Origin of the sequence: Trichocoleus sp. DQ-U1, from assembly GCF_039961925.1 — a bacterium.
In the GTDB taxonomy this organism is placed as follows: Bacteria; Cyanobacteriota; Cyanobacteriia; order Cyanobacteriales; family FACHB-T130; genus FACHB-T130.
Window position 1 is genome coordinate 27,820 of record NZ_JAMPKB010000031.1, and the last position, 23,057, is coordinate 50,876.

Here is a 23,057-nt window from a genome sequence, read left to right on the forward strand (position 1 = left end):
TTTAATGCCATTAATAGGATAAGTAATGCCTATCATTATTACTACATCCATTTGCCGATCTTTTCCGGAGCGAGGTACGTTGCCTCTGTACCACATATCCGGCTACTGTGTTATCGACGCCTCAAAATTGTAAGTCTTATCGTGACTCAGATACGTAACTTTTTGTTTGAGTTCCGTTGCCGTAATAGCTTGCATAAAATCCTCTAACGACGATTTAAAATTCGTGTAATCGTTGGAGTGAATTGGGATGGCATAGAAAGAACAATTTATTGAATTGCCTTAACGCCTTGCTTGGCATCGATTATCAGACGAATTGCGAATGCTTTTGTTCCATACAAGTGCAGCAAAACCAAATCGATATCCGAATACTGTCGAGGAATTTCCTTCAGTTGTTGGTTAGCGAAGGTATTGCCAGTAATAAAGAGACGAAATGCCGTCTTCCCAGAAGCAGGTTGAAGCTTTAGCAGACTCGCATAACAGGTGGTAGTACGGCTGTGAGGAGCATCGACCCGTGTCTTCCAGGCATCGACTTAAGCTAAAAATCAACATTCCCCTTGGTAACAGTTAAAGGTTCCAAGTTTTGAGCAGATTAGGTTGCATTAAACTCCCTTCTTTATTAATTGTAGCAGTTGCGGAAAGGGAAGATATGATGGGAATGTTTGTATTCAGTTTTTGCTCTGCAATGCACTCGAAACGAGCTTTGTGCATTTGTGAGAGTAGAATCAAATCGATCGACGGCAGATCGTTAAGATTTATGGCGGGATTTTTCCAGTGAGGTGAGCGAAGATATTCGCCCAAATGCACTCTCTCTGGCTAATGGAAAAAATTTGGATTGGTCAGAATTGTAAATCCGGCGTTATGTCAGGATAACTGTGATGGTTGCAATTAAGAAAATTGGGAGATGTTATTAAATTGGGTTATTTGCCGTTCGCAGAAAGAGTATATTACTGTTGCTTCATTGATAACGTACCTTTTCTCAAGAGTAGGATACGTTAGCACAACGCTTGTCAGGCATTGTTAGAAGCAAAAGAGTAATAATTTTGCTGCGTTCATCGTTCAGGAACACACGCTCCAATTTTGGAGAAGAATCGCGAAAACTTAACGATTTAACGAGCCGAAGCAGGCTGGACAGGCGAGCTGGTAGATTTCAGCTTTGGTGAATATGCTGACTTTGACAAGGTTTCTGATATAGGATTAACATTAGCTCGCGCTAAGCTTCCTAAACTTTGAAATCCTTCTGACTTATTAAAGGTTTCCAAAACCTGATCTAAACCCGTCATCTCCAATAAAATCCTAACCTGTTCGCTCTTGGAATAAAGTAAAATTTTGCAACCTGCGGAGCGGGTAAGCCTCACCATTGAAACAAGAGCCATTAAGCCAGAACTACTGATAAAAGTGACATTTTTGAGATCGAGGAGAACAAATTTGACTCCTGCGTCGATCAGATTCTCAATTTCTTGATGAAACTGAGCTGCTCTAGAGCTATCAAAAATGTCTGGGGATTTAACGATTTTAAAAAGAATGCTCATCTTAAAAACCTCAATGGGTAAATGGACTAAGGTGAGCAGTGCCCACCTTAGAGTGGGTTAAAGTATCGATTTTTACAGGGAAATTTTGGATTCTTGGAAGTAGCGGGCGATCGCATTTTCCAGCGACGGCAACAGTACCCCTCGTTCGCTGCCCAGAACGCTGTAAATTGGGCGTGGTGCCAATAGCCTCAGCGCTTGCATGGGACAAGCTTCAATTCGGGTAGCATCGAAACCAGCTTTCTTTGCAGCAAACCGTGCCAAATCTGCCCAAGAACTCTCACCAGGGTTCGCAATGTGCCACAAACCGTTCTCGCTATCAATTAAGAGGTCAAGGCTGGCATTGACCAGATCCGGAACGTAGGTCGGTGAAACGACCGAATCTTCTGCCGCAATAAAGGGTTTTCCTGCCGCTAGGGTGCGGAGCGCCATTGTAATAAAGTTGTACTCGTCCCACGGCCCGAAGAAGGCGCTGGTGCGGACGACGAGCGACGAGGGATGAAACTTTAGAACTTGCGACTCAGCTTCTACTTTGCTGCGTCCATACACATTGAGCGGTGCAACAGCATCGCTCTCCACATAAGGAGCAACACCAGTTCCATCAAATACCAGATCCGATGAGAAGGTGAGCAACGCCACTTTCTGCATCGCGCAAGCAGCCGCAAGAGTTGCTGGGCCAACTGCGTTTTCGCGCAGACAAGCATCCGGTTCGCGCTCCGCATCATCTACGCGAACGTATCCAGCCGCATTTACAACCGCCCAAGGCTTGAGTTCAGCCAGTACCCGCTTAACCGAGGCAGGATCGGCAATATCCAGTTCCTGACGGTTAAGGAGGTGATAGGGGATACCCCGGATGTCGCAAATTCGAGCAAAAGCTTTCCCCAGCGTGCCTCTCGCTCCAATAATGGCGAGCGGACGCGGTGAGGAAGAACGGACAGGTGTGGAGGTGCTTAGGTACTGAGGACTGAGGTGCGTTTCTGGGTTTTTGTGCCTCTGCGCCTCTGCGCCATTGCTCTCCGCAACGGGTGGATAGAGCAGTCGCTGGTTTCTATGCCACCATCCTGGCACATCCAAAAGGGGATGGTGAGGCATCTCGCCGCGTGCCAACTCGCGCAGCATATGGGCGATCGCAGTTGGGCGGGGTTCGGGCGATCGCAAGTCGAACACCCCAGGCTCGTAATGACCGTTATCTTTTGTTACCAAGCTAGTCCAGTCATAAGAACCCAGGAGTGACCAAGCAGTGATAGCCCGCAGATCGATGCCTTCGGAACGCAGACGGGTTGCTGCTTCCCACACCTCTTTAACCCAGCGCAGTTGTTCCTCGCGGGTGCAACCGTGATGGACTTCAGTGACCGCAATTGGCAAGCCGTAGCGTTCCCATGTCTCTTTGATTAGCGTGTAGGGTCCGGCGATTCCTTCAGCACGCACCCGCACTGCCTCGACATCTGCGTACTGCTGCCGCCCATTTCCGCCGTGCGTCCACTGGGGATAGCGTTCTAGGCGCTCATCCAGAAAGCGATCGCTCGTTAAGTAGTGGTTAATCCCAATGATGTCCGGCGGGCAGGGATTTTCTAAAAACCACTCCAGTTCAGCTTCAGGAATTCCAACTTTACATAGATATTGCCACATCGGGCGATCGGGATTGAGGCGACCAGACAGCAGATCGAAACTCAGCCAGCGACGCTCATTTTCAAACTCTGCTTGGTACGCCATCTGTGGCGTGCTGAACACCTTGCACAAGTCCTCGGTTTGCACCAGCTTTGCGTCTGGGTTAACTTGGCGAATGGCCTGCATTGACAGGATTGTGCCGCGGAGTTGCGTCAGCAATGCCTGCAAGAAAGTTAAACTATCCCGACCGTGAGGATACCAGTGACCGTATAATCCGCTAAAACGCGCTGTCGTGAGCGGCTCGTTAACAGGGGTGTAATTTTCCACCCACGGATAGCGTTGGGCAACGGCTTCGGCGAACTGGGCAAGCCCAGGGGCAAAGGTGGGATTCACCAGGCTCGTATGGCGAGGGCCACTGCCGTGGTGAACTAAACCGACAATGGGACAGATACCGAGTTCGCGCAAACGTCCCAGTCGTTCATCCGCCCAAGACCAATCGGCACTATCTGGCCCATCAGGGGCGGTTAATTCCCAGAGGATCGGGTAGCGAATGGCACTCACGCCGAGTTCGGCAAACAAATTGAGGTCACTTAAGCGCGTTTTGTGACCGTTTCGTTCCAACTGGTTGAAATAGCGATCGCCTACGCGGTTAACGGTACACTCTACTCCAGCCCACATCTCCAATTTAGAGTTTTGAGTTTTGGGCTTTGAGTTTTGAGTTCGTTCAGAATTGCTAATGATTAGTTCTTTACTTAAGGCTGCTCTTATCATTCCTCACCCCCGAATAACTTGTGCATGAAGTGTCAGTAGCCCATGACTCATGGCTATTGTTTCCGATGTTTTATTCATCGTTCATGGCAGTAAAAATGATTCAAGCAAGCATTAGTCATTAGCAAATCCCTAATGACTAATGACTGTTGACTACTGACTAATGACTAACGGCTTTTCCTTGACCGTTTCCGTTTGTAGTTGCAACTTCTGTCTGCGGGCGTTGTTCAACGATTTCACTGAGAGAAACATTCTGGGTGTAGTTGCTTCTCGCTTCCACAGGTTCTAAAGTGATTGGTTCTTGTTTCGTGCCAATCTGTTTGTGAACCGTGAGCGCCTGAGCCACGCATTGATCCATGTTGTAATACTTGTAGGTCGCCAAGCGTCCGACAAAATGTACCCCCGGCGTTGCATCAGCCAATGCCTTGTATTTCTTGTAGAGTTCGGCATTTTCTGGGCGTGGTACTGGGTAGTAAGGATCTCCCTCTGCCTGGGGATACTCGTAAACGATGCTAGTTTTACTGTGTTCTTGTCCGGTCAGATACTTGAACTCAGTGATGCGCGTGTATAAATGCTCATTGGGGTAGTTTACGACTGGCGCTGATTGATGCACAGGCTTGTTGTGCGTTTCATGCTTGAATTCAAGGGAACGGTAGGGAAGCTTTCCATAGCGGTAATCGAAGTAAGCATCAACAGGCCCGCTGTAAATCATTTCCCGGTACGGAATGACTTTCTGAATTTCCCGATAATCGGTGTTCAGCATGATTTTGATGTTCGGATGAGACAACATCTTCTCGAACATTCGGGTATAGCCGTGCAATGGCATCGCTTGATAGCTATCGGTGAAATATCGATCGTCTCGATTGGTGCGGGTAGGCACCCGTGAGGTGACTGACTTATCGAGATCCGAGGGATCGATTCCCCATTGTTTGCGCGTGTAGTTCCGGAAGAATTTTTCGTACAATTCCCGCCCTACTTTGCTGACAACTACATCTTCGCTGGTACGGATCTGTTCTTTTTTCTCAGCAACCGAGGCGAAAAATTCTTCGAGTTGAAAGGAGGTGAGACTGAGTCCGTAAAGTTTATTAACGGTGTCGAGGTTGATGGGCATGGGTACCAGTTGACCGTCTACACTCGCCAAAACGCGGTGTTCGTAAGAGCGCCATTCGGTGAATTTGGAAAGGTACTCAAAGACTTCGCGGGAGTTGGTATGAAAGATGTGAGGGCCGTATTTGTGTACCAGAACGCCCGCATCATCGTAATGATCGTAAGCATTGCCGCCAATGTGCGATCGCTTGTCAACCACTAGAACCTTCTTGCCCGACTGAGTCGCCAGCCGCTCTGCAAGGACACTTCCAGCGAACCCTGCACCCACAATAAGATAATCGAACATTCTAAAAGCCTCGCTTATTTAATAGAAATATGGCGGTGAAACCCTTACGGGAGTAAGGGAAAAATGAAACGGCTACCCTTGGGTAGAAAGTAAAAATTGAAAAACTGAAAAGTCAGAAAATAAACCAAAAACCAGTCTTGATTCGCTTTGAGCGGACTAGCTCAGGATGTTTGTTGAGGTTTGTTAACCGAGGTAACTCCTGCACGCTCGTCCATTTGAGACGCTGAAGTTTTGGCAACGCGATCGCGCAATTCTTGAGATACACTCGTGTCGTTCATTACACCCTCAATCAGTTGCATCATCCGCGCCCAAGTGGAATCCCATGAATTCTGCGCTAAGAAAGCATCCACCTGACTCAGCCATGCCGAGCGATCGTAATTTTGCTCGATTGCTGCTTCGGCTGCGGCGACGAAATCTGCGACGGTATCTGCAATCTGCACTAAACCCATCTCTCCGTAAGGACGAACGACATCCCGGATCGAGGTAGATACAACTGGCTTCCCAGCGGCGAGGTATTCTGGAGTTTTGGTAGGGCTAATAAAGCGGGTTGACTCGTTACGAGCAAAAGGCAACAACGCTACATCCCACCCAGCAAGATATGCAGGCAATTCTTGATAAGACTTCCCACCCAGATAGTGAAGATTGGGATGTTGGGGCAGCTCTTTGGGGTCTATTTTGACGACTGGGCCAATGATAACCAGATGCCAGTCAGGTCGCGCTTGGGCCATGCCACTCAGCAGTTCCAGATCCATGCGCTCATCAATTACCCCATAGAATCCCAGACGCGGGTGGGGAATATTTTTTTGATCTGCTGGTTCCTCTGTCAGAGTTTTTGCTTGTGCAAAGTGCGCTCTCTCGATGCTACTGGGGAAGGCGTGGGCATTCGGGTGCTGGTTGCGCTTGGCTTCGTAAAGGCTCTGTCCGCCTGTAAATACCAAATCTGCACGTTTAAAGAGTTCGGCTTCGCGCTCAATCATCACGGGTGGCGCTCCCTTAAATGCAGATAGCTCATCCATACAGTCGTAGACAACGACTAAAGGATCTAAGTGGTCTGCGATCGCGATTGCCATCGGTGTGTAATACCACAGGATATACTCGCGGATCTGCGCTTGTGCTAACAAATCATCGAGCATCCCCTTTTGAGCAGCAATGATTTCTTCCTCACTCATTCCTTCGCTCAAGTAAGGCACCACCACCGAGACACCACTCTCGCGGAGGCTAACATCCAGCCGCCAAGATGGATCGGAACTGAAAATCGGTTCTTCAATGAAGAATACTCTTCGCTGCTTTGCACAGCGGCTCAAGAGATGTTGCGGTCGTTGGTAGACAAAATCCCAACGCAAATGCGACAAACAAATGAGCGCCGGTGTATTTGACAAGGAATCAGAACCATCCGACTGTAATGTTGGAAATGCACTCGCTGAGGGAGACTCAAGTGCATCTTTTATGGAGAACTGTATCTCCCATGCCCCACCATTACTCACACTATTCTTTATCAAATTTTTGGGCTGGGACATAAATAGCCTCAGATATTTCGTAGATTGGATTTAAGCTTTCAGAATCGCCTACCTACACACAAAGAAGAACAAAGTGGAAAGCCTTGAAGTGAAAAGAACACTTAAAATTAATTCCTAGCTATAACTACAAAAAGCAGCTAGAAATGATGTTTTCCTGCCTTGTTTACCCTTTTTGCGACTCTAAAGCAGTTTTATTGACTTCGCACTTCTGCTTAATTTATCGGGTTTTATTACCATCCGCTTCTGCCTGGAGAAGGAATTTGCTGCCACTGCTAAAAAAATAATAGCTATTGTTGAGTTCTAGCTTCTACCAGAGGAATGACGCGACTTCTTCCTAAAGAATAAATTTAATGTTAAATTAGTTTGTGCTAAATAATACAAAATGCCTAAGTATAGTGACTTTTAATGGGAGTAAACAAGAGATGCGGGTGGGTTGCAGGACTTAGAAGACAATGCTTCCAAGTAGCAGCATTATTGCATCCCTATTCGATGGCTGTAGTAGCTTCAGTAACGAGCGCACGTAATCTCACGTAATTTGTTTTACGCCGGTTTATCATTTTAGGTGCTTGCGTTTTAGGTTATTCAATAAGAGTTATATTCGCCGAAGCTGTGCGCTTAGCGATCGCTCTAAATGGATTGAATAAAGGTGAATTAAATGCTTGTATCCTAAAAAAATACAGCACTAAATTTATATAATTTATGCTTTATGTATCACCTTTAGTAGCAAATACAAAAGGTGTGCAAAAGTTTTTCGTAAGTATTTTAATAGCTAAAGCTACTAAAGAAAATATATTATTTAGGCTTTAAATAAAAACCTTAATAATATATTAATAATTTTTATTGAGCGTGGAGTATACTTCGAGGAATTGCCTCGAAAGGCCTTCTGCAAAGTTACTGAACAGTAGATAGTAACTTCTCTAGGAGAATTTGGCGAACCTCCCAAAGGGAGTGATGAATCTTGACTCTGTTTTACAAACTGAGCGTTGAGCGATCGCTTGCTCAGAGAAACTGTAAAGCAGATGGATGAAAGGGGAAAATAGCCAAGGAAAGTTAATCACGAAGGGAAAATATTTTCCCCTCGATGACACAGTCTCAACTAATCACTAAGCTTATCTGCTGTGCTATCGAGAGAAGCATAGCATAGCATAGCTCCCCATAGAACTGTTTGTATTCTTAAGCACACACTGGCTTAAAGTAAAGTCAATCCTTCAGGGAGAGGTGGGTCTGTTCCTCTGGTAGAAGTAAAGAGAACTGATGGCAGTTATTCTTCCTAAGAGCGATCGCATCTGAGGAGAATAGCAAAACGCTCTGGTAATTCCAGACCCGTATTCTAAACCACGATCGTCCTAGATCGGGACTTCATGAGCGGGAAGTATATCCAGTCTTCGTAATTTAGCTGCCCATGAAGTTAACAAGACTGTTTTTGAATAATAACAAATCGCAGAGTTCTAGAGAATAAGAAAAACCACTACGATGAAACCTTCTAATTTGTCCAAAGTTCTTTTTGCAAGTACCTTTGCCCTCACTGTAGCGGCTCTACCCTTAACTCTGCCTTCTGTTGCCCAAACAGGCGGTGGTGCTGGTGGTTCAGCTTCCGGTACTGGTACGGGTGCAGGTGGCGCAACTTCTGGTACGACGGGTGCAGGCGGTGCAACTGCCGGTACCACAGGCGCAGGCGGTGCAACTTCTGGTACCACTGGCATCGGTGGCGGAACTGCTGGTACTACAGGTGCAGGCGGTGGCGGAACTGTCGGGACAACGGGCGCGGGTGGAGCAACTTCCGGTACCACTGGCATCGGTGGCGGAACTGCTGGTACTACTGGCATCGGTGGCGGAACTGCCGGGACAACGGGCGCGGGTGGAGCAACTTCCGGTACCACTGGCATCGGTGGCGGAACTGCCGGAACCACAGGCACAGGCGGTGCAACTTCTGGTACTACTGGCATCGGTGGCGGAACTGCCGGAACCACAGGAGCAGGTGGCGCAACTTCTGGTACCACGGGTGCAGGTGCTACTTCCGGTACCACGGGTGCAGGTGGCACTACTTCAGGGACTTCTACTGCTCCTTACGGCACAGTCACAACGCCTGGGGGTGCAACAGGGACTACCGCGGCTCCTGACGCCACGACTACGACGCCTGGAGGCACTACTTCAGACACAACTACGGTTCCCGGTAGCACAACTCCCAACGGCGCTACTACAGACACCACTTCTTACCAAGGAGTTCAGTCTGCAAGAGGCGATCGCAACTCCAGTTGGGGCTGGTTAGGCTTGCTGGGTCTAATCGGTCTAGCTAATCTGTTCCGCAAGCAGAACCATGAAACTGCACGTCAGCGTTAAACCAGCGTTAAACCAAGTCTTTAAAAACCAAAGCTAACAACAAAGCCCTGGCTGTAAACCAGGGCTTTACTCATATATATGTAATTTTTCAAAGTTTAGGAAAGTTTAGGCGATCGCTTTCAAGCTTTACACAGATCCCAGAATTGAATCCAGCCCCCATTGATGCTTCAGCAGGTTCTGATAGATATTGTCTCGAATTATCATTTGCTTATGTAGCTGAACCAAAAATTGTTGAGCTTGCTCGCGAGACATATGCTGCACTTGATCTGCAAAAGAAATTAGGCTAAATTCTTGCTCTAAAGACAATTCAATGGGGCGTTCCATAATATTCTCCTGTGCCCAACTAGGCCAAAAACTAAAGTTAAGTAATTGATATGTGTCTGAAAATGAAGCTAAATGAACCAGTTTATTTAAACTTCTTTTGTTGCCTGACAATTACAAAATATCATTTTCAAGTTTGCAGCTTCCTCTTCCACCCGATGTAACTTTAATTTCCTTAAGAAATAATCCGATAGATTTATTCAATAAGGATTAGCCAAATATCTAACACTTCTTTGCACTCAGGCTGTTTGAGCTGTCGGAGAGTGAAGGGCAGCACGAGCAGACTAAAGTTGGATAATACCCATCTGCTTGCGTGTCAGATTGAGAGAGTCCTTTGTCACTATCGGATCTATCTGAACTTTTTTACAGGACACAAGAAAAATAAACTCTCTTTCCGCAGTGATGGGTAAAGGATAGGCATCTCAGGGAAGGAAGGCTAGAAGGTTAGGTTATTCTGCCGTATTTGCTTCAAATAAAAATCGTTAATTTCTGAATTAAAGCAAATTTGCTTAAATTAAGCCATTTATTAGTGATTCTGACCATTTTTGGATCTATCCCCAAACAAGGAACATACTTCTAAGCAACCCTTCTAATAGAAAATATCCACTTAAACTAAATAACAAGCTCCTTCATCTATAGACCTGTCCGAAAGCTCAACTCCAAGCGAACAGCACAAAATATAACTACTTGTCAGCCAGGTTTAGTGACTCGCTAGCAGCGTAGGTTATCAAACCGAGCGCCCCTCACCATCGCCGGGAGGGATTGGGAGATGCAGGTTTGCCTCTGAAGATAAGAGGAGGGGGTTCTACTGTCCCCCTTAAACGGGTATCCCTAATCTACATAGCGATTGTCCTGATATAGCTAGCTCAAAGCTGAAGCCAACAGATAACAAAAAGGCTTCCTAGACCCTTCTTCTTCCAGGCTCTGATCTAATGAAACAACTCGCTATTTCTCAATTCCGTAAATATGGCTTAATTGGCGTTATCTCATGCGCCACCATGCTAGGGCCAAGTTTCTGCCTCTTGAGTCAAGCAAAAGACTATTCCGCTACTCAAGGTCATCCCTCCCTTGCTTCTGGCTTAATATGGCCCACTCAAGGGAATCTCACTCAAGGCTTTAATACTTATCACGAAGGAATTGATATTGCTAATAGCACTGGAACTCCGATTGTTGCTGCCGCATCGGGTACAGTCATCAAAGCTGGTCGTGATGATTCGGGATGGGGATTAGGCAACGTAATAGAAATCCAGCATCCTGATGGAAGCCACACGGTGTATGGTCACAATAGTCGTCTTTTGGTGAGTAAAGGTCAACAAGTTACTCAGGGTCAAGTAATTGCTGAGATGGGTTCGACAGGGAATAGTACAGGCCCTCATCTCCACTTTGAGTATCATCCTGATGGTCGTCTAGCGGTTGATCCGGCTGCCGGATTGCCCTCTTTAGTCGCAGGCAGGATTCCACCGCCGCAAAGAGCAACCGCTGCGCCTAAACCGATTGATCTGCCTCCAGTGGTTTCTCAGACTGTACGCAACAACGCGGACACGAGAGGCAACACCACACTTTACCCGAATCTAAATGTTTATTCTGGGGGTCGTCAGCAAGGGAACTCTCTTCGAGTACCGCGCGCGATCGCACCCAAACCACTGCAACCGATTGCAGTGACTCCGGCACCAGCGACTTATGCTGTTGCTGCGACTTTCAATCAATGCGGCAACCCCTTGATTGAAGGTGAGACGGCAAGCTCTCTGGTGAAAGTTTGTCGGGAAAATGGTCAATTGTTTTATATGGGGCAATTAAAGCAACAACCGAGCGCTTCGATGCAGCTTGCGGCTTGGCGTGTTGGGCAGGATCGGTATCAAGCGGATAACGGCAGTTATTCTTATTTTATTAGTCCACGCGGAGTAGAAGTTTGGCGAAATGGTCGTCAGCTCCGTTCTGAGCCTTTTAACGGTTCTTTGAAGATTTCACGGTTCTAAAAGGTTTGGTTTGACGACTGATGGTTACGAATCTTCAAAGAACGTGCTAAGAGAAAGTGCTACCCGATTTCTTCTCTAGATAGACTATCAGGTTCTCTATGGGCGATCGCTCTTTCTACCCTGATTTTCCAAGGGAGGTGACAAAGCGATCGCCTTTTCTTTACTTCTTCTTAATAAAACTTATTTTTCTTCACTTTTTTTCTGAATAAAAAATTAAGATTTTAAGATTGCGATAATGTCTACCTTATTGTTTGACTATTGTGAGGAGTTAAAGCCTTACAGTATTGATTAACCAGATAGACAAAGCGTTCTGACCGACACGAGCATTACCATCTCGCATCGATGCAACTTTTCTGAAGGTGCGTCAGTGCGGGAAAACAGCGATCGGACAACTGAGCAAACGATTTATTCTAAAGCGGGAATAGACCAGATATTTCTGGAACTTGACTCGTTGATTGAATTGCCATCTGTCAGTTCACATTATTTGTGTATTGCTGAATTGTCTGTATGTCTTGGAACGGCTACAGTTGAACGTCTCATTTAGAAAGTAAATTGCACATTAGGTTCCTCTAATGTGGCTGAAACTCAACAATTCATAAAAAATCACCTGAGTTTCCGAAAAATGTTTCCGAAAAACTCAGCAGCCATCCTGAAGCATCACAAAGTGTTTCTCAACCATACGGAGAAAAATCATGGAAACTCTTGCTTACATTCATGTTTCTAATACCTATGAAGAGGCAGAAGCTGGTATCGAGTATACTCTGCGTGACTTTTCGCTGAACTGGAAGCAACCACCGAGTTCAGCTTGGCTGGGTTTACTTGGTGTAGCTTTCTTGTTCGGAGGTCTCAGCGAGATCCAACCAGCTAACGCAGCACAGTATTTTGTAAATACAAACGGCAGTTGTCTCAATGCTCGCTACGGTCCCAGCACACGTTACGGAGTGCATAGCTGCGTCCGTAATGGAGCTGCACTTGCACCAGTTGTGGCTTATCGCAACGGGTATGCAAAGCTTTCTACGGGCCGTTATGTTGCTGCTAACTATATCAGCACGAGACCAGGTTCTGGTTCTAATCCTGGTTCTGGTGTTGGCGGTTCCTTTCTCCGCCTAGGCTCTAGAGGTTCTGCTGTTCGACAAGTTCAATCTGCTTTAGGGGTTTCACCGACTGGATATTATGGTTCGGTGACTCAAAGAGCAGTCCGGAATTTTCAGTCGAGAAATGGCTTACGTGCAGATGGAGTAGTGGGACCGCAAACTCGCAGAGCGCTGGGAGTATAGAGAAGATTTAGCTAAGAAGCTGGTCTATCTATCCTAGAACGAGCTGAGTTAACCTCATTTCATCGAATTGATTTTACTGTTTAACAAGAATAGGGCGCACAACTGCGCCCTATTCTTTTGGGTTTCACTCAAATTTGGGATGGGGTGAGTTTGCAGTCGATTGGTAGCAAAACTCAGTTAAATATCCCATCCTAAAGACTTCGCAACTTGATCTGCCAGAGTCATCGGGTCGAAAGGTTTCGCAATTACTGCCTTTACTCCTAGTTGAGCAAAACGGCGTTGGTCAGCAGCCTGCATTTTAGCCGTCAACAACAGCACGGGGATGTGCTGGGTTACTGGATTGGCTTGCAGCTGTTGAAAAGTCGTTGTACCGTCCCAGTCGGGCATCATCACATCTAGAAGGATGGCGTCAAGTGGTTCAACTTCAGCCTTGGCAAGCCCTTCCCTTCCGGAACTCGCTGTCATAACGTCCCAGCTGGCGACCATTTCTAAGCTTAGCTGAGCCACTTCCCGAATATCCTCTTCATCATCAATTACCAGGATGCGCTTCGTTGTCACCATTGCAGTTTTCCTTCCTGTTGGGAACCATCCGATTCAGCAAGGCAATGATGCGCCCTTCAAATTGTTCTGGAGTAATCCGACCTTTAGTTAGAAACTCGGTTTGTTCTAGCCGCAGCCGCTCTCTTTCGGCGTTGTTCAAATCCTTAGCAGAATATACCACGATTGGAATTTGGCGCAGGCGATTGCACTGACGCAGCCAGTCTACTACAGCAAAACCATCGTACTCCGGCAGTACGATATCCAGCACTAGCAGATCGGGATTGATATTTGCTAATTTTTGAATTGCCTCGCGTCCGTTCTTCGCGTGAATCGTTTCCAAACCGTGGCGCTCAAACCGAGCAATCAGTACCCGCGCCAGATCCAGGTCGTCTTCCACCAGCAAAACTCTAGCAATCTTTGCCTGTTGCAACGACTGCTCCAGCGCTTGAAATAAGGATGCTTCATTTAAGGGTTTGCGAACCCAGCCGGTAAAATCAGGAGGGCGCGGCTTGTCATCATCTGAGTTTGGTGGAAGCAATACCTGAGGCGGAATGTCGTTGATTGTAGAATCCGCGCTGTCAATATTAGAACTGGCTGCATTTTCCATTGCAATTGCATTGGAAGCGATCGCATCTGAAGGTTCAGACGGCTGCAACTGACTCAGATCGGTTTGCAGAAGGTTTCCATCTAGCAGGCTACTTAAGGTCTGATTCTCTAAAGAAGATTTGAGGAGATTACTCTGCTCTGGGGATAAAACGCTGAAAATGACGATGGGAATTTCCCTTGTATCGGGTCGCTGTTTCAAAACCGCCATTGTTTGCCAGCCGTTCATACCGGGCATAATCAGGTCGAGCAGAATCACCGCAGGTTGCTCCTGTAGCGCCAATTCTACCGCTTCTTGACCTGAGAAAGCCGTCTTGACTTGGTAGCCGCGCTGTTCTAATAAAGTTTGGACTACAGCACAGACCGCAGGCTCATCATCGCACACCAGCACGAGAGGCGTACCTAGTGCATTCTCAGCATCCGAAGGTAAGGGCACGGCACTGTCCTGAGTATCCACAGGGGAGTATTCGGCTTGGGCTGTCGTCACATCTCCCGGAGGCAGATTCTCCCGTTCATCCTCAGCATTCAGCATTCGTGTCTCACCACTCAAAAGGGGCAGTGTAAAGAAAAAGGTACTGCCTTCATTCAGCGTACTTTCGACCCAGATACGACCTCCATGCTGTTGCACAATGCTGCGACAGATTGCTAACCCCAGTCCTGTGCCACCTTTATCGCGCGAGTCAGAGGCATCAACTTGTTGGAATCGGTCAAAGATGCTTTCCAGCTTCTGTGCGGGAATCCCTCGTCCCTGGTCTTTCACTTTGAACAATACTGTGAGGGTGAGAGGTTGAGGAAGTGAGGGGGTAAATTCTTTCCCTGTTCCACCCTCCCCGGCTCCAGAAGCGGGAAATCGCGTCTCTACAAGCGGCTCCCTGGTCTGCTGAATTTCGGCGCTGAGATAGACGCTGCTGCTAGGAGGCGAGAATTTGATGGCATTGCTGAGTAGGTTCGTCAGGGTCTGGATGATCCGGTCAGGATCGGCGTACAGTTGGGCGGATAGGGGAGACACGGATAGGGTGACTCCAGCTTTGTCAGCCATTGCCCGCATCACCTCTGATGCCTGAAGCATTAGAGTTGCCGCATCGCAAATCTGATTCTCCATCGCCACCTGACCCGACTCGATGCGCTCAATATCGAGGATGTCGTTAATCAGGCGCACTAAGCGGTCGGTATTCGAGACGGCAATCTCCAGCATCCGTTGAGCCTTTTCCGGTTTAGCAGTCAGCAGACCCCCTGCCAGCAAGCCGAGGGCACCGCGAATCGAGGTTAGGGGCGTCCGCAGTTCGTGACTGACGATAGAGACAAACTCATCTTTGAGGCGTTCTATGGCGCGGCGATCGCTAATGTCACGAGCGATCGCTGAGGCACCCGTCACCTGACCCACCCGATTCTTAATTGGAGAAATTGTAATGGCAACATCAATTTGGCTACCGTCTTTTTTAAGGCGCACGGTTTCATAAGGGGGGATGCGTTCTCCCTGCTTGATTCTTGCCAAAATTGACGGCATCTCATTGAAGCGGTCGGGTGTCAACAGAATCGAGATTGGCTGTCCCTTGACTTCTTGGGCGGTATAGCCATAGATTCGTTCAGCCCCAGAGTTCCAGCTGGTAATGATTCCATCTAGTGTTTTGCCCACGATTGCATCCTCTGAGGACTCAACAATCGAGGCTAGTTGGGATAAAGCTTCCTCCCCCCGCTTGCGTTCGGTGATGTCTCGTAAAATTACGGTAAATATTTTTTCCCCAGCTAATTCCAGCTTAGAAATGGAAGCTTCCGCTGGAAACTCCACACCATTTTTACGCTGTCCAAAAACCTCGTTGCGCTCTCCCATCTTCCGGGCGGTACCCACAGAAGTGTCAAAATTGCGAATATGCTGACGGTGAGCGATCGCAGCCCGCTTTGGCAACAGCCAATCCAGGGACTGACCAATTACCTCATTGGCGGTATAGCCAAATATTTTTTCCGCCCCTTGGTTAAATAAGGTAATTTGTTGAGTTTCGTTTACGGAAATAATTGCATCCTCAGCAATATCTAAAATCCCAGCCAGTCGCGCTTGCGATGCCTTTCTCTCCTCCTCTGCCAACTTGCGCTGCGTGATGTCTTGAATCTGAGCAGTAAACAACGGTTCACCCTTGGCATTATGCACCAGCGATCCACTCAAGAAAATCCATACAATGTGTCCCTGTTTGTGGAGGTATCGCTTCTCCACGTTGTAATGCTGAATCTTGCCAGCCAGCATTTGGTGCATATATTCCAGATTGGTTTCTAAATCGTCTGGATGCGTAATCGCTTGGAAGTTCCTAGCCAATAATTCTTGCTCCGAATAGCCAACGATCTCGCATAAAGAACGATTAACTTCCAGCCAGCGTCCATCTGTCGCCACCAGCGCCATTCCCACCGCCGCATAGTCAAAAGCACTCCGAAATCGTTCTTCGCTTGCTTGCAGCGCCTCCTCTATATGCAAGCGGTAGGCGATTTGGTTTTCCAGTTCTCGGTTCGTTGCTTCCAACACTGCGGGGCTTGGGAGAGCAAGCGCTTGAGGAACCAAGGGCACCAGAGACGCAGCCGTGTACACCGAAACTAAAGCGGTAATTGCTTTGACGAACCCAGACAGCCAATAGGTAGGATGCCAAAGCGTCCAAATCTCCATGACATGGGTGGTACCACACGCGATGATAAATGAGCCAAATAGTAGAAAAATCCAGTCAAATGGGAGATCCTCACGCTTTCGGACAAAGTAGAACAGCGTCACTGGGATCGAATAATAAGCAAGGGCAATCAGAGAATCGGACACGATATGAAGCCACACCAAACCAGGCTTCCATAGGTAGCAATGACCGTGAGCGATAAACCCTCCTGAACTAAAAAAGACGTTTAAAAATTCCAGCATCCAGCTTCTTTCCTTACCCTTGAAGTAAAAAAGACGTTTAAAAATTCCAGTATCAAGCTTCTTTCCTTAGCAGCTTGAGTCTACCTTAAAGTAAATTTTCTGGCAGGGCGATAAGATACTCTCAGAAGAGGCTTTAATAACCTCCATTCCCCTCGCTGGTAATCCCATTTTGTTTGACCGTTACCATGTTTGATTTCATGAAGCTACCAATTGGTAGAGACAAGGAGAATCGTAAGTTTTTTACAATCTAAAATAGTATAGCAATCAGATTTAAGTTATGAGGTAGAGGTTCAGCTCCCCGACTTCTTAGGGAAGTCGGGGAGCTGACCTTCTAATCAGTAAAATTGCTATCAACTCATTCTGCTGGTAGAGGGATGCATAGCTTTCCTAGCCAAACCTATAAACTTTATCAGTGTTTATTTTCTCTGCGACCTCTGCGATTCGTTAAAAAAACATTTCAAAAATTAAATTTAATTACGATAGCCTTTATTATTTTATCAATATATCTTTTTTCTTTAAAATGGTTTATATAGGTGGAACTAATTCTTATATTATTAACTACAGATTTTAGCAAAGGTGCGTTTGCCAATCAGCCTATGAATCCAGAAGACATTCGGATAGCGATCGCGCAAGCTAGAGACGCTTGGATTGCGCGTGACGGCGAGGCTCTAGCGGCATTGTTTACGCCCAACGGTGAAATCATCGTACCGGGTCAACGATGGCAGGGGCAAGAGAGAATTCGGCAAGAAGTCGCTCATTTTGCTCAGCAGTATTCAGATGTAAGAATTGAGATTCAGCAGGTTATCGTTGATGGCGATCGCGCAGTCGTTGAGTGGTATTACGAAGATACTGAAAATTCAACTGGTCGTCGTAACAAAGCCGATGATGTTATTGTTATTAGTTTCAAAGAGGGTTGGATTACTCGCTGGCGTGAATATTTTGATACTGAAACACCTAAGTTAAGAACATGATAATTAATTCTGTCAAAATTTAAATGAGGTGAGGAAACTATGAGCGATGAGCAAGAGGTATTAGCCGCAAATCAGGCTTTCTATCGAGCCTTCGAGAAAAAAGATATCGAAGCCATGAGTGCAATCTGTTCGCAAGGAACAGGGACTCTTTGTATACACCCCGGACGGAAAGCACTGAAAGGCGGCAAGGAAATTCGCTCTTCCTGGGAACAGATATTTAAAAACACCAGTTACATTGAAATAGAAACAGAGATTGTTACTACAGAGATTCGAGATAATATTGCCTACGTTGTACTTGTCGAAAATGTGTTTCAAGTCAGCGGTGGCAGAAGAGTTAAAGCCCAGTCGATGGCAACGAATATTTTTGAGCGAATGGCACAAACGTGGTATTTAGTCCATCACCACGGGAGTCCTTTAATGCGTTAAAGGTTGGGAAGCCACCTGAAAACGGAGGCTTCCCAACTCTTGTGACGTGGCGTTTGAGGAACGAAACTTAATGTTGACATAGAGATAGAATGAGGAACTACAAATAATTCGCTCCATCTAATTAGTGATTTTCGTTCCTCAATTTCCGAAGTGGATAACAACGTCTCCTAAAGTTTCTGTTGTACCTTACAGAATGCTGGACTAGAGTTGCTTCGCGATAGATTCTAGGGGATTGGGTTGAGCATTTTTTGAAGGTTGTGGCACCACAGTTGGGTAAGGATTAATAAGAGCATCGTCAACCCAGCCGGAATAATATTTGACGCTAGTAGGATTCTTCGACAAATTCACTAACTCCAAATCGCCTCGCATAGCATTAAGGTTAATGCCACCGCTAGGATTGCGCTCTATAGAACCAATGCCTCTAGGACCTCCCCCAGAGTGACACTCACACACTTCATCAAATCCTCGGACAAAGCGCGAACCGTCCCAATGCCAGTCATTACCAGGCCAGGAGACAGGAGAAAACCACACCGGCGGCTTTTCCGATGATCCAAAAATTTCAGACCAAGAAGTTGCCCCCTGCCCATCCAGCGTCACTGTGAAACCTGTTTCATATCTGACTTCGTAACGACCTTTCCGGCGCGGCAGAGGTTGATCGTTACTGGTATAGTCTGTAGGCAACCACCAGAGAACTTCAACGGTTTTTCCCGCAGTCGTATCGAGAGTAGTAGCAGGGGTCTCGTTCAACAATGCGCTGTAGAGAGGTACTTTCTCGGTCGGCAGTTGTGCGGTGATGACAAATCGCCAGCATTTCCAATCAGGATTATCGGGAACTGACAATTGCAACTGGCAGATCCCGTTGCCTGTACCAACCCAAAGCCGATCTGATTCCAGCAATAGCTTATCGGGAATTGTACCGATGAGCGGACTGTTGTCTACGCGGTACGAAGTCACAGAACCAGATTGCAGGTCAGAAGAGTTGGGACGGTACGCGACTAATCCCATTCCTGGTGAATAGTTGTTGCCTTCTCCACTAATTTTTGTTGCCATCCAGAATGTTGGGCGATCGCGAGTTCTTGAAATCTCGAAATCCAGAATCTCTTGTCTATCCATCCCTTGTGGATGAATAACTGTCCATTTCTGCTGCTGCGGCTGATAACCAACGAGAGTTGTTTTGCCGGTATACCCTTCTCCTTGCGGAAAGGCAAGCGACCACCACAAGCGATCGCCTACAATTTTAGCGGCGGTAATGTAAGGAAAGCTCAGACAACCGCCTGTGTATAGGGTTTGAGTTTTTGGTTGCTTATTTTCGGGCGTAATTAGCGTAATTACGACTTTTGCTTCTTTTTGGCAATCTGGAGTTTCTGAATTCCCTTCACGACTTACCCGATATTGATAAGTCTTGCCTTTATGTTCAATCGTTTCGTAACGAGAAGGCAGATTTAACTCTCCTCCCAGTGCTTTTTGATGCTTCTCTGGCTGAGAAACAAAATTTTTGGGGAGACTTCCTGGTTGCACGGAAAAATCGCTACTATTTTTATCAAAGACAAAATCATACTTGCGCGATTGAAACCTTACAGTATCGCCAGCAGTCACAATGTTGCGGATGTGAAAATCAAATTTCCGAGAAGGCGATTCATCTTTATCGGAAACCAGTTTTGGCAATTTAGTTGCTGAAATAGCAGAATTGGTTACACGGGAACCTTTGTCAGTTTGCGAAGTCGTTTTTGGGTTTGAAGCCGTTGATTTAGTAGAATTAGTTACTTGCTCAATTGCCTGAGGAGATTGAGGAGTTTGAGCTGCACAGGCATTGAGAATTCCAACAATACCGAAAATTGCCACGAAACGCTTCATCGAGAGGTTTTCTCTCTTTTTGGAAAACTCATTTAATAGGGAAATCACGTCTAAACACAGATGAACACGATAGAGATAGATACAATCTTCGTTTTTGGATTTCCCGATAAGTAAGGGTGCGAAAAAAGCTTATTTAAATAACACTTTCGCTAACGTTTATTAAAGGTCTACAAAACAGATTTTTTTCCCGTTTCAGCCTTTTCGAGATGTGTCCGTGCCTTGTAGTCGAGAACACCTCGATTCCTTGAAAATTAAATTGTGCGCTTACGTGCTGTCTCGACTAACGCCTGAAAGATGCGTTGCTGATAGGGATCTTGGAGAGCGAGTTCTGGATGCCACTGAAGTGCGATCGCCCAAGGATGCTGTTCGTGTTCCATCGCTTCAATTACGCCATCAGAAGCGCGTGCCGTAACCCTCCACCCTGGTGGTACTGTCCGCACCGCTTGATGATGCCACGAGACTATCTCCGACTCTGTAATGCCAATCATCGCTGCTAGGCGACTATCAGGGTCAATTTGCACATGATGTTCGCAGAAGCGAGACTGATGGGTGCGGTGCGCGATCGCGTCACCAAATTCATCCGGCAGATGCTGCACCAAATTGCCACCTGTTGCGACTACCAAAATTTCCAAGCCACGACAAATCCCTAAGATTGGGATATCTGTCTCTAAAACCAGCTTGGCTAAAGCTAGCTCAAAGGTATCGCGCTGACGATCGACGTTATAAACTGTGGGATGGGATGAGTCGTTGTAAATCGCGGGGTCAATATCACCCCCGCCAGAAAAGATCAATCCATCAATTCTTTCTAAGATGGCTGCGGGATCGGGTTCTCCTGGGGGCAGCAACATCGGTAAGCCACCCGCTAAGCGCACTGCCTCTACATAGTCGCCTCTGATGCTAAACAGGCGCGTATCCATCTGACCAGCGGTAGTAATTCCAATGAGTGGCGGCTTAGATTTCATTTTCTGATGTTAGCAGTTGATCGGGCGATCGCTCTGGCTCCGCAACCTCAACATTGCGAGATTTTATCCCTGATGCGGGGAATCGCAAAATCTCTCCTATTGCTTTCAGTCTCCATCCTGAAAGTAGCTTCCGGCAATAAAGAGCGATCGCTGTCTGTGCAAGGTAGCCAATTGCGAAATCTACCGCAACATCAAACGAGCGATCGCCGTCTTTGCATTCTTAGGCTGAGTTCCCCTTAAGCATGACTGTTTTTGCAGATTTAGCGTGTCGCAGGCAATACAGTTTGCTGTGCTGTCTTGGGAATTTCAACAGCGTATGGAGGCAAGGAGAAAGTAGCTGAATTTTCGAGGGAGACGCGATCGCCTTTAGATCGCCTTTGTTGGGTGCAACGTGCCGTAAACTCTGCATCGGTGAAGCCAAGCCAGAACATCATCGCTGCTGTTTAGTAATTCAGGAAAGTTGATATTTGTGAATATTCCCTAGGGGGTAATCAAATTAGGTTAAATTTAGGTTAAGGTAACATCTACAAGAGATTTTGAAATTAAGACTCAATGTCATAAAAAGATAGCCATGATTAATCCTGACCAAGCGAGCAAAAACAGCTTTCTTTACCCTCAAAGCCGCTATTACGGCTCATTTACGCCCGAACAACTCGCTTTTAATGCCAATTTGCAAGAGTTTGCTCATAAAGTTGGCTACATTTCTGCTCTAGAGACCGGAGGCAAGCTTGCTCCCGAACAGGCATATGAACAAGTGAAGCGTCTCTGGAAACAGTTGAAACAGAGCAAGAAGGCACTCTCGATTGGTGGAGATCGACCCTCAGAAATAAGATAGTTTTTAGAGAGTCGCATTATAAAACTGATACAAGCCAGTTGAGCAATGGAATTGCTGAATACCCCTTTTGTTGTCAAAGCGTCATTGAATGGCTAGATAGGAACTGATGACAAAAGTGTTGGTGATTGAAGATGAAGAAGTCATCCGTGAGAGCATCCTAGACATCCTGATTGAAGGAGAATTTATTGCCATTGGTGCTGAAAATGGCAGCATCGGAGTGCAATTGGCAAAAGAATTGCGTCCCGATTTGATTTTATGTGATGTGAGAATGCCAGAACTTGATGGGTACGAAGTTCTCAGGGCGCTTCGTTCCGATCCGGTTACAGCTCCAATTCCCTTCATCTTTCTCACGGCTGATACTACTGAAAACTTCTTTCACCAAGGGCAACTCTTAGGTGCAAACGGTTATCTTGCTAAACCGTTTACAACTGCTTCACTTCTAGAAGCGATCGCTACTCATATGAGAAAATAATCCGACTTTCTTATTCTTAAGCAGGTGCTTGGGAATGTGTATTTAAATTTACGACTAAAGGGGGAGGCGGAGCCTCTCTTTTTTTGTCTTTAGGCAGATGCCAGTAAATGAGGAAAGTTTGGCATGAACAAGCGGCTATTTCTCATTGCTTTCTCATCACGCCTGTAGACTTTCAACGCATACTTGTAGAGAGAGTGCAGGAAGCAACGCCGTGGAAAAAACGGAAAAACAGAAGATGCTGGCAGGCGAGCTATATCTAGCATCTGATCCGGAACTCGCTGCTGCAAGCAAACGAGCGTCTCGTCTGTTAAGAATGTACAACGCTACGACTGAGGAAGAGCTAGAGTTGCGATCGCAAATTCTCAACGACTTGTTCGCTCAGGTAGGCTCAACGGTTCAAATTGTACCGCCATTTCACTGTGACTACGGTAGCAATATTTACGCTGGCAACGGGTTGTACATGAATTATGGATGCGTAATTCTAGACTGCAATACCGTTCATATCGGTGACAATGTTTTGTTTGGTCCCTACGTGCAAATTTACACCGCCTATCATCCGACCGATCCTGCAATTCGGCAAACGGGTCTAGAACTCGCTACACCGATTAAAATTGGCAATAATGTCTGGATTGGAGGCGGCACTATCATTTGTCCAGGGGTAACAATTGGCGACAACACCACGATTGGAGCTGGCAGTGTTGTTGTTAAAGATATTCCTGAAAATGTTGTGGCTGCTGGAAATCCCTGTCGCATTATTCGACCAGCAACTTAAATTTTT

At 46.6% G+C, this 23,057-nt stretch carries 18 protein-coding genes and 1 pseudogene; 9 read left to right on the forward strand and 10 right to left on the reverse strand.

Features of this window, described 5'->3' with window-relative positions; genetic code table 11:
• Positions 1 to 1,106: 1,106 nt before the first annotated feature.
• From NDI34_RS14840 to NDI34_RS14855, 4 genes and pseudogenes are all read right to left on the reverse strand, one after another.
• A complete protein-coding gene (locus NDI34_RS14840) occupies positions 1,107 to 1,529 on the reverse strand; it encodes an STAS domain-containing protein (protein ID WP_190410072.1) in 423 nt (140 codons plus the stop codon).
• Between the two features lie 72 nt (positions 1,530 to 1,601).
• Positions 1,602 to 3,812, reverse strand: a complete 2,211-nt coding sequence (locus tag NDI34_RS14845; protein ID WP_348233050.1) for a family 1 glycosylhydrolase — start codon at positions 3,810 to 3,812, stop codon at positions 1,602 to 1,604.
• A 250-nt stretch (positions 3,813 to 4,062) separates the two neighbouring features.
• Positions 4,063 to 5,295, reverse strand: a complete 1,233-nt coding sequence (gene glf, locus NDI34_RS14850) for a UDP-galactopyranose mutase (RefSeq protein WP_348233032.1) — start codon at positions 5,293 to 5,295, stop codon at positions 4,063 to 4,065.
• 284 nt (positions 5,296 to 5,579) lie between these two features.
• A pseudogene (locus tag NDI34_RS14855) lies at positions 5,580 to 6,812 on the reverse strand (glycosyltransferase family 1 protein); the annotation flags it as partial.
• A gap of 1,473 nt (positions 6,813 to 8,285) precedes the next feature.
• Here NDI34_RS14855 and NDI34_RS14860 point away from each other — a divergent pair.
• On the forward strand, positions 8,286 to 9,152 hold the full coding sequence (locus NDI34_RS14860) for a WGxxGxxG-CTERM domain-containing protein (RefSeq protein ID WP_348233033.1): 867 nt from the start codon (positions 8,286 to 8,288) through the stop codon (positions 9,150 to 9,152).
• Positions 9,153 to 9,278: 126 nt separating this feature from the next.
• Here NDI34_RS14860 and NDI34_RS14865 read toward each other — a convergent pair whose 3' ends face one another.
• Positions 9,279 to 9,476, reverse strand: coding sequence for an NblA/ycf18 family protein (locus tag NDI34_RS14865; protein WP_190428799.1), 198 nt, complete (start codon positions 9,474 to 9,476; stop codon positions 9,279 to 9,281).
• Positions 9,477 to 10,405: 929 nt separating this feature from the next.
• Between NDI34_RS14865 and NDI34_RS14870 the strand changes: the two genes are divergently transcribed.
• Entirely contained in the window at positions 10,406 to 11,449 is a 1,044-nt protein-coding gene (locus NDI34_RS14870) for a M23 family metallopeptidase (RefSeq protein ID WP_348233034.1), read from the forward strand.
• Positions 11,450 to 12,141: 692 nt separating this feature from the next.
• On the forward strand, positions 12,142 to 12,726 hold the full coding sequence (locus NDI34_RS14875) for a peptidoglycan-binding domain-containing protein (RefSeq protein ID WP_190410065.1): 585 nt from the start codon (positions 12,142 to 12,144) through the stop codon (positions 12,724 to 12,726).
• Between the two features lie 177 nt (positions 12,727 to 12,903).
• Here NDI34_RS14875 and NDI34_RS14880 read toward each other — a convergent pair whose 3' ends face one another.
• Positions 12,904 to 13,284, reverse strand: coding sequence for a response regulator (locus NDI34_RS14880; protein WP_190410137.1), 381 nt, complete (start codon positions 13,282 to 13,284; stop codon positions 12,904 to 12,906).
• Positions 13,256 to 16,759 (reverse strand): PAS domain S-box protein, encoded by a 3,504-nt coding sequence (locus NDI34_RS14885; RefSeq protein ID WP_348233035.1) that lies wholly within the window; start codon positions 16,757 to 16,759, stop codon positions 13,256 to 13,258. Before NDI34_RS14885 ends, NDI34_RS14880 begins: the two co-directional genes overlap by 29 nt.
• Before the next feature lie 596 nt (positions 16,760 to 17,355).
• Between NDI34_RS14885 and NDI34_RS14890 the strand changes: the two genes are divergently transcribed.
• A complete protein-coding gene (locus NDI34_RS14890) occupies positions 17,356 to 17,730 on the forward strand; it encodes a nuclear transport factor 2 family protein (RefSeq protein ID WP_190410063.1) in 375 nt (124 codons plus the stop codon).
• 39 nt (positions 17,731 to 17,769) lie between these two features.
• Complete coding sequence (locus NDI34_RS14895; RefSeq protein ID WP_348233036.1) at positions 17,770 to 18,156, forward strand: nuclear transport factor 2 family protein; 387 nt, start codon at positions 17,770 to 17,772, stop codon at positions 18,154 to 18,156.
• Positions 18,157 to 18,357: 201 nt separating this feature from the next.
• Here NDI34_RS14895 and NDI34_RS14900 read toward each other — a convergent pair whose 3' ends face one another.
• Together NDI34_RS14900 and NDI34_RS14905 are read right to left on the reverse strand one after the other, a co-directional pair.
• The gene (locus tag NDI34_RS14900; protein WP_348233037.1) at positions 18,358 to 20,010 is read right to left on the reverse strand and encodes a hypothetical protein; all 1,653 of its coding nucleotides are present in this window, start codon (positions 20,008 to 20,010) and stop codon (positions 18,358 to 18,360) included.
• Positions 20,011 to 20,261: 251 nt separating this feature from the next.
• On the reverse strand, positions 20,262 to 20,972 hold the full coding sequence (locus NDI34_RS14905; RefSeq protein WP_348233038.1) for a gamma-glutamyl-gamma-aminobutyrate hydrolase family protein: 711 nt from the start codon (positions 20,970 to 20,972) through the stop codon (positions 20,262 to 20,264).
• Positions 20,973 to 20,978: 6 nt separating this feature from the next.
• Here NDI34_RS14905 and NDI34_RS14910 point away from each other — a divergent pair, with 6 nt between their 5' ends.
• Complete coding sequence (locus tag NDI34_RS14910) at positions 20,979 to 21,212, forward strand: hypothetical protein (protein WP_190428367.1); 234 nt, start codon at positions 20,979 to 20,981, stop codon at positions 21,210 to 21,212.
• Between the two features lie 20 nt (positions 21,213 to 21,232).
• On the opposite strand, the gene NDI34_RS14915 is transcribed toward NDI34_RS14910, so the two are convergent.
• Positions 21,233 to 21,406, reverse strand: coding sequence for a hypothetical protein (locus NDI34_RS14915; RefSeq protein ID WP_190428456.1), 174 nt, complete (start codon positions 21,404 to 21,406; stop codon positions 21,233 to 21,235).
• A 137-nt stretch (positions 21,407 to 21,543) separates the two neighbouring features.
• Here NDI34_RS14915 and NDI34_RS14920 point away from each other — a divergent pair, with 137 nt between their 5' ends.
• From NDI34_RS14920 to NDI34_RS14930, 3 genes are all read left to right on the forward strand, one after another.
• Positions 21,544 to 21,807, forward strand: coding sequence for a hypothetical protein (locus NDI34_RS14920; protein ID WP_190410057.1), 264 nt, complete (start codon positions 21,544 to 21,546; stop codon positions 21,805 to 21,807).
• Between the two features lie 106 nt (positions 21,808 to 21,913).
• On the forward strand, positions 21,914 to 22,279 hold the full coding sequence (locus NDI34_RS14925) for a response regulator (RefSeq protein ID WP_190410056.1): 366 nt from the start codon (positions 21,914 to 21,916) through the stop codon (positions 22,277 to 22,279).
• A gap of 211 nt (positions 22,280 to 22,490) precedes the next feature.
• The gene (locus NDI34_RS14930; protein ID WP_348233039.1) at positions 22,491 to 23,051 is read left to right on the forward strand and encodes a sugar O-acetyltransferase; all 561 of its coding nucleotides are present in this window, start codon (positions 22,491 to 22,493) and stop codon (positions 23,049 to 23,051) included.
• Positions 23,052 to 23,057 lie beyond the last annotated feature (6 nt).